Origin of the sequence: Delftia sp. Lp-1 (assembly GCF_020523835.1) — a bacterium.
GTDB classification, from domain to species: Bacteria; Pseudomonadota; Gammaproteobacteria; order Burkholderiales; family Burkholderiaceae_C; genus Comamonas; species Comamonas acidovorans.
In genome coordinates this window covers 2,182,125-2,194,976 of sequence record NZ_JAJALJ010000001.1, presented here as the reverse complement: position 1 = coordinate 2,194,976, position 12,852 = coordinate 2,182,125, and the positions used below count along the sequence as shown (strand labels likewise).

General features: G+C 66.6%; 12 protein-coding genes. 8 read left to right on the top strand and 4 right to left on the bottom strand.

Annotation, left to right across the window (positions count from 1 at the left end; translation table 11 throughout):
- Nucleotides 1-42 precede the first annotated feature (42 nt).
- The 3 genes from LGR64_RS09785 to LGR64_RS09775 all read right to left on the bottom strand — a co-directional run bounded on the left by LGR64_RS09785 (nucleotide 43) and on the right by LGR64_RS09775 (nucleotide 3,693).
- Nucleotides 43-1,794: an alkaline phosphatase D family protein gene (locus tag LGR64_RS09785; RefSeq protein WP_141831746.1), complete on the bottom strand. Its 1,752-nt coding sequence runs from the start codon at nucleotides 1,792-1,794 to the stop codon at nucleotides 43-45.
- A 98-nt stretch (nucleotides 1,795-1,892) separates the two neighbouring features.
- On the bottom strand, nucleotides 1,893-3,122 hold the full coding sequence (locus LGR64_RS09780; protein WP_230355342.1) for a PLP-dependent transferase: 1,230 nt from the start codon (nucleotides 3,120-3,122) through the stop codon (nucleotides 1,893-1,895).
- Between the two features lie 100 nt (nucleotides 3,123-3,222).
- Nucleotides 3,223-3,693 (bottom strand): BON domain-containing protein, encoded by a 471-nt coding sequence (locus tag LGR64_RS09775; protein ID WP_013802176.1) that lies wholly within the window; start codon nucleotides 3,691-3,693, stop codon nucleotides 3,223-3,225.
- Between the two features lie 150 nt (nucleotides 3,694-3,843).
- On the opposite strand from LGR64_RS09775, the gene LGR64_RS09770 reads away from it, so the two are divergent.
- The 4 genes from LGR64_RS09770 (at nucleotide 3,844) to LGR64_RS09755 (ending at nucleotide 8,098) form a co-directional block, all read left to right on the top strand.
- On the top strand, nucleotides 3,844-5,589 hold the full coding sequence (locus LGR64_RS09770) for a SulP family inorganic anion transporter (protein ID WP_141831744.1): 1,746 nt from the start codon (nucleotides 3,844-3,846) through the stop codon (nucleotides 5,587-5,589).
- Entirely contained in the window at nucleotides 5,540-6,403 is an 864-nt protein-coding gene (locus tag LGR64_RS09765; RefSeq protein ID WP_141831742.1) for a GGDEF domain-containing protein, read from the top strand. The genes LGR64_RS09770 and LGR64_RS09765 overlap by 50 nt, the downstream gene beginning before the upstream one ends.
- Nucleotides 6,390-7,259: a MinD/ParA family protein gene (locus LGR64_RS09760; RefSeq protein ID WP_013802173.1), complete on the top strand. Its 870-nt coding sequence runs from the start codon at nucleotides 6,390-6,392 to the stop codon at nucleotides 7,257-7,259. The genes LGR64_RS09765 and LGR64_RS09760 overlap by 14 nt, the downstream gene beginning before the upstream one ends.
- A gap of 65 nt (nucleotides 7,260-7,324) precedes the next feature.
- Nucleotides 7,325-8,098 (top strand): sulfurtransferase, encoded by a 774-nt coding sequence (locus LGR64_RS09755; RefSeq protein ID WP_034394337.1) that lies wholly within the window; start codon nucleotides 7,325-7,327, stop codon nucleotides 8,096-8,098.
- Nucleotides 8,099-8,198: 100 nt separating this feature from the next.
- Here LGR64_RS09755 and LGR64_RS09750 read toward each other — a convergent pair whose 3' ends face one another.
- Entirely contained in the window at nucleotides 8,199-8,978 is a 780-nt protein-coding gene (locus LGR64_RS09750; RefSeq protein ID WP_034365152.1) for an IclR family transcriptional regulator, read from the bottom strand.
- A 237-nt stretch (nucleotides 8,979-9,215) separates the two neighbouring features.
- Between LGR64_RS09750 and LGR64_RS09745 the strand changes: the two genes are divergently transcribed.
- The 4 genes from LGR64_RS09745 to LGR64_RS09730 all read left to right on the top strand — a co-directional run bounded on the left by LGR64_RS09745 (nucleotide 9,216) and on the right by LGR64_RS09730 (nucleotide 12,835).
- The gene (locus LGR64_RS09745; RefSeq protein WP_141831740.1) at nucleotides 9,216-9,989 is read left to right on the top strand and encodes an ABC transporter substrate-binding protein; all 774 of its coding nucleotides are present in this window, start codon (nucleotides 9,216-9,218) and stop codon (nucleotides 9,987-9,989) included.
- 91 nt (nucleotides 9,990-10,080) lie between these two features.
- A complete protein-coding gene (ehuD, locus tag LGR64_RS09740) occupies nucleotides 10,081-10,746 on the top strand; it encodes an ectoine/hydroxyectoine ABC transporter permease subunit EhuD (protein WP_034394345.1) in 666 nt (221 codons plus the stop codon).
- Nucleotides 10,743-11,498, top strand: coding sequence for an amino acid ABC transporter ATP-binding protein (locus LGR64_RS09735; protein ID WP_034394348.1), 756 nt, complete (start codon nucleotides 10,743-10,745; stop codon nucleotides 11,496-11,498). The genes ehuD and LGR64_RS09735 overlap by 4 nt, the downstream gene beginning before the upstream one ends.
- Nucleotides 11,499-11,500: 2 nt before the next feature.
- Entirely contained in the window at nucleotides 11,501-12,835 is a 1,335-nt protein-coding gene (locus LGR64_RS09730) for an NAD(P)/FAD-dependent oxidoreductase (RefSeq protein ID WP_409333510.1), read from the top strand.
- Nucleotides 12,836-12,852: the final 17 nt, after the last annotated feature.

Sequence of the window (12,852 nt, the reverse complement as noted above, 5' to 3'; positions counted from 1 at the left end):
CGAGGCCCGCCCAGACCCCCAGGTCTGTGCCCAAGTCTGCACTCAGGCCTGCACCAGCTTGCCCGGCTGGCCGGGCAGCACCTTCCAGGCCGCATCGCGCACAGCCTGGTATTGGCGGCTGAACACGGTGTCCACGTAGATCCACTCGGCCTGGCAGGCCTGCGGCGTGGCAGTGACGATCATGTAGCCACGGCGCGAGGTATCGCAGTACTTGAGCGTGGAGATGAATTGCAGCAGCGCGCCACGCAGCTGGGCCGGGTCCTGGCCCGACAGGTATTCCTCGAAACCCGGCGAGCTGACGGACGAGGTGGCGAACTCCACGCCCACGGCCTGCCCGCTGCGGTCACGCAGTTCGCTGGCCCAGGCATTGTGGGTGTCGCCCGCCAGCACGACCAGGTTCTTGCCCAGGCTGCGCGCCGTGGCCAGCACGGTCTCGCGTGCCACGGCGTAGCCGTCCCAGGCATCGAGGTTGTAGGGGATGCTGGGCTGGGCCAGGATGGCCTTTTCCGCCGCCGTCAGGCTGGCCGGGTTCGCCTGCGCCTTGGCCAGCAGCGCCGCGTAGGCCGGCAGCGAGACACCGCTGCCGGGGCTGAGTATGTCCATCAGCAAGGGCGCCGGCAGCTCCATGCGCCCCATCAGCACCTGCTGACCCAGCACCTGCCAGGTGGCCTGCGAGGCTGCCAGCTGCTGGCCCAGCCACTGGGTCTGGTTGGCGCCCATGAGCTGGCGCGCAGGATTGGCCATGTCGGAGGTGAAACGTGCCGCGTCCAGGCCCTGGGCGGTGAAGTAGTCGGCGTAGTCCAGTTGTTTGTCGCGGCCGATGACGCGCGTGTCCAGCATGTGCAGCGCCAGCAGGTCGCCGAAGGCGAAGCTGCGGTAGATGATCTCGGGCTGCGCGTTGCGCGTGGGCATCCACTCGTGATAGGCCTTGAGCGCGGCCACCTTGCGCAGTTCGAAATCGCCCTCGGTGGCCGGCTGGTGGTTTTCGGCGCCGTGCATCCAGGTGTCGTTGGAGACTTCGTGATCGTCCCAGACCGCAATCATGGGCGCTGCCGCATGCAGGGCCTGCAGGTCGGCATCGCTCTTGTACTGGGCATGGCGCTGGCGGTAGTCGGCCAGGCTGACGATTTCGTTGGCCGGCAGGCTCTGGCGCTGCATGGCTTCGGCCTTGCCGTTGGCATAGCCGCCGCGCGCATATTCATAGATGTAGTCGCCCAGGTGCACGGAGGCATCCAGGTCGCCCTGGCGCGCGGCATGCGCGTAGACGTTGAAGTAGCCCGCCGGGTAGTTGGCGCAGGAGAACACGGCCAGCTTGACCTGCTGCACGGCGCCCACGGGCAGGGTGCGCGTGCGGCCCGTGGCGCTGGTCATGCCCTGGCAGCGAAAACGGTAGTGGTAGCGCGTGGCGGGCTTGAGGCCCGTGGCGTCGGCCTTGAAGGTGAAGTCCTGGGTGGCGCGCGCCATGGCCTTGCCCGACACCACGATGGTCTTGAAGTCGGCGTCCGAGGCCAGCTCCCACTCCACCTCGATGTCGCTGGAATGGCCCTGGGGTGGCGTCACGCGGGTCCAGAGGATGACGCGGTCGCTCAACGGGTCGCCGCTGGCCACGCCGTGGCGGAACTCGACGGGAATGCCGCTGTCGCCATCGGAGCCGCCGCAGCCGGCCAGTGGCAGCGCCAGGGCCGATGCGCCCATGCCGCGCACGAAATGGCGGCGGCTGGCCACGATGCCGGACCCATTGGACGCGGTCTTCGCGTGCTGCAGGATATTGGTGATGCTCTCTTTGTGCTTCATGCTGAACCAGGGCCTGGAGGCCCCCGTGGGATGGTATGAAGCCAACGAGCATCGGTGTTGCCGGTGACAGGCGCATGTCACCGGCGCCTGGCGCTCAACTATGCGAACGCAGCGGCCAGGGCCTGCTCCAGGTCGGCACGCAGGTCCTGCACGGCCTCCAGGCCGATGGCAAAGCGCACCACGGTGCCGCTGCGCAGCTGGGGCGTGGGGCAGCTGCGCATGGACGGCAGCTCATAGGGCACGACTAGGCTGATGGGGCCGCCCCAGCTGTAGCCGATCTTGAACAGGCGCAGGCTGTCGCAGAAGCGGTCCACGGCCTGCTGGCCGTGGCGCGGGTCGATGACCACGCTGAACAGGCCGGCCGCCACGCCCTCGCCGCCGCCGGCTGCGCCACACAGGGCCTTCCAGTTCTCGTGGCCTGGAGCGCCTTCCAGCGCGGGATGCAGCACCTGGACCACAGCCGGCTGCTGCTGCAGCCAGCGCGCCAGCTCGCGCGCGGCGCGGTCCTGTGCGTGGTAGCGCAGCGCAATGCTGGGCAGCGAGCGCAGCACGGCCTCGGTGTCGTTGCCGCCCACGCCCAGGCCCAGGCGCATATGGGCCAGCTTGATGCGCATGTGCAGCGCCTGGTCGCGCGTGATGATGCTGCCCATGAGCACATCGCCGCCGCCGCTGGGGTACTTGGTGAGCGCATGGACGGTGGCATCCACGCCCAGGCTGTGCGAGCCGTCGCCCAGCAGGTCGAAGGGATTGAAGGCCAGGCCCGCACCCCAGGTGTTGTCCAGCACGGTGGTGATGCCGCGCGCGCGGCACAGGCGCACCATGGCGATGAGGTCAGGGAACTCCATGGTCACCGAGCCCGGCGCCTCCAGCCAGACCAAACGCGTCTTGGGCGTGATTTTGGCTTCGAGGTCGGCAACATCCATGGCGTCATAGCACTGGTGGCGCACGCCGAAATGGGCCAGCTCGCCCTCGCTCAGGGTCTTGTTGGGACCGTAGGCGTTGTCGGGCAGCAGCATCTCGTCGCCGGTGCGCAGCAGGGCCAGGGAGGTGGTGGCGATGGCCGCCAGGCCGCTGGGCACCAGCAGGCATTGCAGGCCGCCTTCCAGCGCGCTCAGGCGCTCTTCCAGCAAGAACGTGGTGGGCGTGCCGTGCAGGCCGTAGGTGTAGCTGCTCTTGTCCAGCCACTGGCGGCGGCGCATGGCCGCCACGTTCTCGAAGATCACCGTCGAGGCCTTGTGCACCGGCGGCTGCGTTGCGACAAAGCCTTCGGGCGGCTGGTAGGGATGGTGGATGAGATGGGTGCTGATCTGCAGGTCGGGTGTGCTCATGCAGCGCATCTTATGCGCTGGGCCACGGCGTTCAGGCATAAAAAAACCAGGCGGACGAAGCGCCTGGTTTTCATTGGGGGAGCAAAGCCGGTGGCTGCGATCAGCTGGCCTTGATCTCCAGCATGTTGCTGACGTTGTTCACGCCCTTGACGGCCTTGGCAATGTCGCCGGCGCGCATCTTGAGCGCATCGCTGGGCACCGAGCCGGTCAGCGTGACGGCGCCGGCCTTGGTGTCCACGTCGATCTTGAGGGCGGAGATATCGGGTTCCTTGATCAGGTCGGCCTTGATCTGGGCGGTGATGCCTGCATCGTCGAGCGCGGCGCCCGCCTGGCTCATGGCGTTGTTGGTGGCCGTTTCGGCCTTCATCGCGCCTTCCTCGATCTTGGTGCCGGCGCTGCTCATGGCGTTGTCGATCTTCTGGCCTGCGCTTTGCGCGGCCTGCTGGGACTGCTGGACGGCGGAGTCGAGCTTCTGGCCGGCAGTGTCTTCGGTCTTGCCGCATGCGGCGAGGCCGAAGGCCAGGGCGGACACGGCGAGGATGTGGCAGCAGCGTTGGGTGATGAAAGTCATGCGGTTACTCCTTGAATAGTTGTGAGGCGGTCAACACAGGCCTCGACTTTATTTATGGCCCTGGGACAAACCCATACGACGCCGACGCAAGCGCCTGTAGGACAAGCCCGAACATCCCGGCACCATCCAGTTAGCATGACAATAGCGGCCATGCATTCCCTGGCGCGCTGGTTTCCCTTCCTGGCATGGCCCAAACCCTCGGCAGCCGTGCTGCGCGGGGAGTTCTGGGCAGGTCTCACCGTTGGTCTGATGCTTCTGCCCCAGGGCGTGGCCTATGCGGCGCTTGCCGGCATGCCGCTGATCACCGGCATTTACGCCTCCATCGTCCCTGCCCTGGTGGCCGTGATGTTCAGCGGCTCGCCGCGCCTGGGTGTGGGGCCCACGGCCTTGAGTGCACTGCTGATCGGCGCCTCCCTCACGGGCCTGGCCGAACCCGGCTCCGCGCACTGGGTGGCCCTGGCCGCCTGGATGGCAATTCTGTCGGGCCTGGTGCAGTGGTCACTGGGCCTGATGCGCGCCGGCTGGCTGCTCAACCTGGTGACCTCGCCCGTGCTCACGGGTTTCACACAGGCGGCAGCGCTGCTGATCCTGGCCTCGCAGTTGCCCACCCTGCTGGGACTGCGTTCGACCTGGAGCGCAGTCTGGAACACGCCTTCGCTGCAGCTTTTCGACTGGCAGTCCATCCTCTACGGCATTGCCAGCATTGCGCTGCTGGTGCTGGCCAAGCGCTGGCGCGCGGCCTTTCCCTCGGCCATCTTCATCATTGCGCTGACCGGCGTGATCAGCTGGGCCACGGACTTTGCCGATGATGGTGGCGCCGTGGTCGGCCACCTGCCGGCAGGCCTGCCCAGCTTCCAGTTGCCGGGATTGCTGAGCTGGGACGAGTTCGGCGCCCTGGTGATGCCGGTGCTGGTGATCTCGCTGGTGAGCTTTCTGGAGACGGCCTCCAGCGCCCAGGTGGAGCACCAGCAGGCCGGCACGCGCTGGAACGAGAACCAGGACCTGGTCGCCCAGGGGCTGTCCAAGATCAGTGCGGGCCTGTTCGGCAGCTTTGCCACCAGCGCCTCGTTCTCGCGCTCGGCCGTGAACCTGCTGGCCGGCGCCAAGACGGGCTGGTCCAACGTGTTCTCCATCCTGCTGGTGGTCATCGTGGTGCTGTGGTTCATCCCGGCGCTGTACCACGTGCCCAAGGCGGCGCTGGCGGCCATCGTGATCACGGCCGTGGTCAACCTGGTCAAGCCGCGCGTGCTGCTGCAGTTGTTCAAGGTGTCGCGCGTGGAGGGCAGCATTGCGCTGGCCACGCTGCTGCTGACCATCGTCACGGCGCCGCGCATGTACTGGGGCGTGTTCGCGGGCATTGTGCTGAGCCTGGGCTACTTCCTCTACCAGCGCCTGCATCCGCGCATCATCGAAGTGGGCCAGCATCCCGACGGCAGCCTGCGCGACCGCAACCTCTGGCAACTGCCGCCGCTGGCGCCGGGCCTGCTGGCCCTGCGCATGGATGCCGAGCTGGACTTCGGCTCGGCCTCGGCCCTGGAGCGTCGTATCGGTGACGAATGGGCGCTGCGCCCGGAGACCCACCATCTGTGCCTGCTGGCCCAGCCCATCAACCGCATCGACGTGACGGGCGTGGAGACCTTCGTGCGCCTGCAACTGCTGGCGGCCAAGCGCAGCGGCGTGCTGCATGTGGTGGGCCTGAAGCTGCCGGTCGAACAGGTGCTGCTGCGGGCGGGCGCCCTGCACCGCGGACCGCACCTGCGTCTGTACCGCACCGATGCGGAATTCCTCGCCGCCCTTGCCCTGCCGCCGTTCGTGCCTGCACCAGGATCAACATCTGTTACCACCGATGGTGCAAAAGTCGATGCCGACGCGGCGACAATCGAGCCTACACACTGATACACTTCACTGGCTTTTCATTCAGCCCTCCGTGACTGCCCCCGCATCCCACCAATCCGTATACCTGCGCGACCTGCGCCTGGCCACAGCCCACGCGCTGGTTACCCACGCTGGTGGGGCGGTCCATCTGCCCACGGATTCGCCGACGCGATATCTGCAGGCGCTGATCGATGAACTGTGCTCGCTGTCGCTGCGCGACCCGCTCACGGGGCTGGCCAACCGCCGCCATTTCCGCACCATTGCCGAGCGCGAGATCGACCGCGTGGCGCGGTCTGGCGAAGCGGCCCTGATGCTGATGCTGGACATCGACCATTTCAAGCAGATCAACGACCAGCACGGCCATATCGTGGGCGACCGGGTTCTGCAGTCGGTGGCCCGTACCCTGACCAATTGCGTGCGCCCCATGGACACGCTGGCCCGCTACGGAGGAGAGGAATTCGCCATCGTGCTGCCCGCCTGCCCTGCGACCTTCGGTGTCTCCGTGGCCGAACGCATACGCAGCGCCATCGAGCGCATGCCGGTGGTCATCTCACCCACGCTGACACTGCAGATCACCATCAGCATCGGCGGCGCCTATGCGCTGCAGTGGATACGCAGCACCACAACCCTGTGGACCGAGCGTGCCGACAAACAGTTGTACCTGGCCAAATCTGCCGGCCGCAACCGCGTGCACATTGAAGAACAACCTGACAGTACGGTAAGCGCGGAGGAAAAAAGCCTGCTTTTCGGACCTTTGTATGCCCCGTCCCCGTTTGACAATGGGCTGAATCCAGATATTGCAACCGATGTGGACCCCGAAGATGGACTCCGCTGATAGCCAGGTGGTAAGCGACAACGCCATTCCCCACCCCTCCCTGCCCGCTGCCGTTCCGATGAGCGATGCCGTGCGCGCCAAGCCGCGCGGACACATCATCGCCGTGACCAGCGGCAAGGGCGGCGTGGGCAAGACCTTCGTTTCGGCCAATCTGGCCGCAGCGCTGACACGCCATGGCCTCAAGGTCCTGGTGCTTGACGCCGACCTGGGTCTGGCCAACCTGGATGTGGTGCTCAACCTCTACCCCAAGGTCACGCTGCACGATGTATTCACCGGCCGTTCCTCGCTGGAGGAAGCCATCCTGCCCGCGCCCGGCGGCTACTCGGTGCTGCTGGCCGGCTCCGGGATGATCGAGTACTCGCGGCTCACGCCCGAGATCCGCCAGCAGTTCACGCACACCATCGAGACACTGGCCCCGCGCTACGACATCGTGCTGCTGGACACCGGCGCAGGCATCTCGGACGTGGTGCTGTTCTCCGTGTCCATGGCCACCGAGGTGCTGGTCATCGCCACGCCCGAGCCCACCTCGCTGACCGATGCCTATGCGGCCATCAAGGTGCTGGCCATCCAGCAAAAGCGCCAGCAGATCCGCCTGGCCATCAACCAGGCGGCACGCCCCGGAGATGGCCGCGCCATCACGGGCCAGCTGCAGCAGGTGCTCAACCGCTTTGTCAACACGGCCTCCGGCGAGCCATTGCGGCTCACGCACCTGGGCGATATTCCGTCCGACCCGGCCGTGCGCGAGGCGGTGATGCGCCGCCAGTTGCTGCTGCAGTCCATGCCCGGCGCACCGGCTTCGCTGGCAGTGGCCCAGCTGGCCAATAAAATCAAGGCCCTGCTGGTGTCGGGCGGCTGATCGGGTCGCCTCTCGCCGGCGCCCCGATCCAACCCGCGGCCTGTGCCGCACCCGCCTGCCTGCCCGTGTCCGACATCCTCAATATTTCCTGCTACAAGTTCACGCCGCTGCCCGATGCAGCGGCGCTGCGCGACACCCTGGCCGAACGCGCCCAGGCCCTGGCGCTCAAGGGCACCATCCTCCTGGCCGAGGAAGGCATCAACTTCTTCCTGGCCGGCCCCGCCCAGGCGGTGCACAGCTTCGTTGACCAGTTGCGCGCCGATGAGCGCTTTGCCGACCTGGCCCCCAAGGAAAGCTGGTCCGACACCGTGCCGTTTCGCAAGATGCTGGTCAAGGTCAAGCGCGAGATCATCCGCATGGACCACCCCACCATCCGCCCGGCAGAGGGCCGCGCGCCATCGGTCAGCCCCGCCACGCTGCGCCGCTGGCTGGAACAGGGCCACGATGACGAGGGCCGCGAGGTGGTGACGCTGGACACGCGCAACGACTTCGAGGTCGATGCCGGCGCCTTCAAGGACACCATCGACTGGCGCATCACCAAGTTCACCGAGTTCCCGCCCGCGCTGCGCGCCCACAAGGCCGATCTGGCCGACAAGACCGTGGTCAGCTACTGCACGGGCGGCATACGCTGCGAGAAGGCCGCCATCCTGATGCGGGACGAGGGCCTGGAGCATGTTTACCAGCTGGAAGGCGGCATCCTCAAGTACTTCGAGGAAACCGACGGCGCCTTCTATGACGGCGGCTGCTTCGTCTTTGACGAGCGCCGGGCCGTGGACGCGGACCTGTCGGCCGCACCCCAGCTGGAGCATCCGCAGGCCCAGGAGACTCCGTCTCCATAGACTGCTCCCCCAGCCCTGACTTGAAGCCCCTGGGCATGCACGCCACGCTTGCGGCGTGCGACACCAATGCGGCCGTACCGGCTGCAGCATCGGCCGCTGTTCAACCTAGGGCACGCACCGAGTTGCTGAGCGAGCGGGCGCAGGCCAGCAGCCCTGGGCCCAGGCGGGCTTGCGCTTCCTCCACCGTCCATCGGCTGGTCGGTGCGACGATGTGCACGGCAGCCACGGGGCGGCCATGGCTACCGATGACGGGCGCGCCCAGCGTCATGTCGCCCAGAAAGAGTTCCTCCCGGTTGACGGCATAGCCGCGCCGACGCGCCTGGGCCAGTTCATCGAGGATGGCGGCCTCGTCCGTGATGGTGAAACGTGTGTGCGCGGTCCGCTCGCTCTGGCGCAGCAGGGCCAGGGCTTCTTCATCGGGCAGTGCGCTCAGCCAGGCACGCCCCGAGGCAGTGCAGTACATGGGGATGCGGCTTCCAATGGGCATGTGCACCGGCACAAACTGGGCGCTGATGAAGCGTGCCACGTAGACCATCTCCAGCCCGTCGGGCTCGGTCAGGCAGGTGGTCTCGGTCGTGATCTTGGTCAGTTCCGAAAGATACGGATTGGCCAGGTCGATCACCGGGTTGGCCGCCAGGTAGTTGTAGCCCACGCGCATGACGCGCGGCGCGAGCTGGTAGCGCCGGGTTTGCGGATGCTTGCGGACATAGCCCAACTGCTCCAGCGTGAACACCATGCGTTGTGCCGAGCTTTTGTTGATGCCCGCAGCGGCGGCCACATCGGCCAGCGTCATGCTCCGGTGCTGAGCGCTGAAAGCGCAGAGCACGGCCAGGCCTTTCTCCAGCGACTGGTTGAACAGGGGGTTGGTGTCGTCATCCATCGGTGACGAAGCGGGTTGAGGCGTTGCTTGCATGGCGGCAAGTATAGGCATTCACCTCCAAAGAATCGCATATCGATTTCTTTGAATTGCTTAGTGGTTTTCTCTTATTTCTTAAAGATTCATCCACATTGATCATTGGTGCGGTTCCGAGAATTCTCCACTGCAGGCGAGGGGCTGCCCCCAAAGGTGACCTGTCCCTGCTGTTTCCTTCCGCCGTTCACGCCAAGGAGTCAGGCAATGCCAGGTTTTGTCCACCGCGTCCTCCAACTCGCCCTGGGCATGTGTGCCGCCGGCGCCGTCGCGCTGGCTGCAGCGCAAGGCGGCAGCGCCCCGGCCAGCTACAACGTGGGCGCCACGCCAACAGGCATTCCGTTCACCTTTCTGGATGTCAAGAGCAACAGCATCCAGGGCATGATGATCGACACCATGCAGGCCGTGGCCAAGGCCGGAGGCTTCCAGGCCCATGTGCAGCAGACCAGCTTTGCGGCGCTGATCCCCTCGCTCACATCCAGCAAGATCGACATCATCTCGGCCGCCATGCTCAAGACCGCCGCACGCCAGCAGGTGGTGGATTTCAGCGATGCGGTCTACTCCTACGGCGAGGGCCTGATCGTCAAGGCTGACGATGCCAAGGCCTATGTATCACTGGACGATCTCAAGGGCGAGGTCGTCGGTGCCCAGGTGGGCACGGTGTTCTACGACCTGCTGCAGAAAAAGGGCATCTTCAGGGAAGTGCGCAGTTACGACTCGGTAGCCGACATGACGCGCGATCTGGCGCTTGGCCGCATCAAGGCAGGGCTGGGTGACCAGCCCATCATTGCCTACCAGATCCGCCAGCACAGCTTCCAGGGCGTGAAGCTGGCCGAAAGCTACAAGCCCTCCAACGTGGGGGATGTGTGCCTGGTGGTGCGCAAGGGTGACACCGAAACCCTGGCCCGCCTGAACAAGGCCATCGCCACCATCAAGGCAGACGGCACCCTGGCCCAGATCGTCAAGAAGTGGGGCATCTGAGGACATCGGACGCCCGCCGGGTCGCCTCGCGCCTCGCCTCCCCCCCTTGCCGCGCAATGCACGGCAATGACACCTTCGAGGAAAGTACGCCATGCAAGCATTTGTGCAGCACGCGCGAGAGTTCCTGCCCATCCTGCTGCAAGGAGCGGTGGTCACGGTGCAGGTCACCGCGCTGTCGTTCCTGTTGTCCAGCGCGATCGGACTTGTGCTGGCGCTGTGCAAGCTCTCACCCGTGCGCGCCGTCTCGTGGGCCGCATCGACCGTGGTCAATGTGATACGGGGCCTGCCCATCATCGTGCAGCTGTTCTACATCTACTTCGTGCTGCCCGAGGTCGGTATCCAGCTCACCGCATTCCAGGCCGGCGTGATCGGCCTGGGCATTGCCTATTCGGCCTATCAGGCAGAGAACTTCCGCGCCGGCATCGAGGCGGTGGACCCAGGCCAGCGGGAAGCCGCATTGGCCATGGGCATGCGACCCGCCCTGCTCATGCGCCGCGTGGTGCTGCCGCAGGCATTCCGCATTGCGCTGCCGCCCTACGGCAACACCCTGGTGATGATGCTCAAGGACTCGTCCCTGGTCTCCACCATCACCGTGGCCGAGATGACGCGCCAGGGCCAGTTGATCGCAGCGTCCACCTTCCAGAACATGACGGTCTACACCCTCGTCGCCCTGCTCTACCTGGCCATGAGCCTGCCGCTGGTATGGGGGCTCAGGCGTCTGGAGAAGCGCTTTGGAGCGGGGAGGAAGTCACCATGATCGAGATTGACCACCTGGAAAAGGCCTACGGCGAGCATCGCGTGCTGCGGGGCGTCAACCTGCACGTGGCACGTGGAGAAGTGGTGTGCCTGATCGGCCCTTCGGGATCAGGCAAGTCCACTGTGCTGCGCTGCATCAACGGCCTGGAGTCGTACCAGGGCGGCGAGGTGCGCGCATTCGGGGAGTGCGTGGACACCCGCGCGCCCTCCATCCACGCGCTGCGCAGCCGCATGGGCATGGTGTTCCAGCGCTTCAACCTCTTCCCGCACCGCACCGTGGTGCAGAACGTGATGGAAGGCCCCATCCATGTGAAGGGCCAGGCTCCCGGCCAGGCCCATGCCGAGGCATTGGAGCTGCTGCGCAAGGTAGGCCTGGCAGACAAGGCACAGGCCTGGCCCGCACAGCTGTCGGGCGGACAGCAGCAGCGGGTGGCCATTGCCCGCGCCCTGGCCATGAAGCCCGAGGCCATGCTGTTCGACGAACCCACTTCGGCCTTGGACCCCGAACTGGTGGGCGACGTGCTGGGCGTGATGCGCCAGCTGGCCGAAGAAGGCATGACGATGATCGTGGTCACGCACGAGATGGCCTTTGCTCGCGAGGTGGCCGACCGCGTGTGCTTTCTGCATGGCGGCACCATCGTGGAGGAAGGCCCTTCGGCCCAGGTGCTGGGCGCACCGCGCCATGCACGCACGCAGGACTTCCTGCGGCGCGTGCTGCAGCAGCACTGTGCGCCATCAGGAGGTGCGGCATGACGATGGCAGCTACCGCCTCCTTCGCATCGTCTTCGTCGGTACGCCCCGTGCTGTCGCACCCGTCAGCGCCATCGCTGTGGGCAGCCACTGCGCCCGCCGCACCGCCCACGCCACCGCTGGCGGCACCGCTGACCACCACCGACGTGCTGGTGATCGGCGCGGGATATACCGGCCTGTCGGCAGCACTGCATTTAGCCGAAAGCGGCGCCAGCGTGTACGTGCTTGACGCCCATGCTCCCGGCTGGGGTGCGTCGGGCCGCAACGGCGGCCAGGTGAACCCCACCCTCAAGTACGACCCCGACGAACTGCAGCGCATCCACGGCGCCGCTCGTGGCGAGCGGCTGATCGACGCCGTCTCCCGCTCGGCCGACCTTGTGTACGGGTTGATCGAACGGCACGGCATCGACTGCGCGCCCGTGCGTGCCGGCTGGCTGCAGGTCGGATACACCCAGCAGGCGGTGGACGGCATGCACGCACGCGCCCGGCAGTGGGAACGGCGCGGCGTGCGCGTGGAACTGCTGGACCGCGCTGCCACGGCAGCACGCACAGGCACGCCCGCCTTTGCCGGCGGCTGGCTGGATGGACGCGCCGGCGCCATACAGCCCCTGGCCTACGTGCGTGGACTGGTGCGCGCCGCACAGGCCCTGGGCGTGCAGGTTCACAGCGAATCGCCCGTGCTGGCACTGGAGCGCCAGGGCACGGACCACTGGGTCGCCACCACGGCCCAGGGTCACCGCATACAGGCCAGGCAGGTGCTGCTGGGCACCAACGGCTATACCGATGGCCTGTGGCCTGGTCTGGCGCGCACGGTGCTGGCAGCCAACAGCTTCATCGTGGCCACGCAGCCCCTGGGCAAGGCGGGCGCGCACATCCTGCCCGGGGGCGAGACAGGCTCGACCTCGCAGCGCCTGCTGCTGTACTTTCGCAAGGACGCACAAGGCCGTCTGCTCATGGGCGGGCGCGGACATTTTGCGGACCCGCAGGGCGCAGGCGACTATGCCCACCTGGAACGCGCCGTGGCGCTGATGTTTCCCGGCCTGGGCCCCCTCCAATACGAGTACCGCTGGGCTGGGCGCATCGCCGTCACACGCGACTTCATGCCCCATCTGCACCAGCCTGCCCCCGGCATCACCATGGCCCTGGGCTACAACGGCCGCGGCATTGCCATGGCCACCCTGCTAGGGCGGGAGGCGGCAGCGCTGATCGCCGGCGGAAATGCGCTGGCCTGCCCTTTTCCGGTAACGCCGGTTCAGCCAATACCGCTGCATGGGTTGCAACGGTTGTACATAGCGGCGGGAGTGGCCTGGTACAGCCTGCTGGACCGGCTGGGGGCGTGAGGTTCAGTGGGGACAGC

Coding starts and splice junctions, on each gene's coding strand:
- LGR64_RS09760 (WP_013802173.1), top strand. CDS start 6,390: ATGGACTCCGCTGATAGCCAGGTGGTAAGCGACAACGCCATTCCCCAC.
- LGR64_RS09765 (WP_141831742.1), top strand. CDS start 5,540: ATGGTGCAAAAGTCGATGCCGACGCGGCGACAATCGAGCCTACACACT.
- LGR64_RS09750 (WP_034365152.1), bottom strand. CDS start 8,978: ATGGATGACGACACCAACCCCCTGTTCAACCAGTCGCTGGAGAAAGGC.
- LGR64_RS09730 (WP_409333510.1), top strand. CDS start 11,501: ATGGCAGCTACCGCCTCCTTCGCATCGTCTTCGTCGGTACGCCCCGTG.
- LGR64_RS09780 (WP_230355342.1), bottom strand. CDS start 3,122: ATGAGCACACCCGACCTGCAGATCAGCACCCATCTCATCCACCATCCC.
- LGR64_RS09735 (WP_034394348.1), top strand. CDS start 10,743: ATGATCGAGATTGACCACCTGGAAAAGGCCTACGGCGAGCATCGCGTG.
- LGR64_RS09745 (WP_141831740.1), top strand. CDS start 9,216: ATGCCAGGTTTTGTCCACCGCGTCCTCCAACTCGCCCTGGGCATGTGT.
- ehuD (WP_034394345.1), top strand. CDS start 10,081: ATGCAAGCATTTGTGCAGCACGCGCGAGAGTTCCTGCCCATCCTGCTG.
- LGR64_RS09770 (WP_141831744.1), top strand. CDS start 3,844: ATGCATTCCCTGGCGCGCTGGTTTCCCTTCCTGGCATGGCCCAAACCC.
- LGR64_RS09775 (WP_013802176.1), bottom strand. CDS start 3,693: ATGACTTTCATCACCCAACGCTGCTGCCACATCCTCGCCGTGTCCGCC.
- LGR64_RS09785 (WP_141831746.1), bottom strand. CDS start 1,794: ATGAAGCACAAAGAGAGCATCACCAATATCCTGCAGCACGCGAAGACC.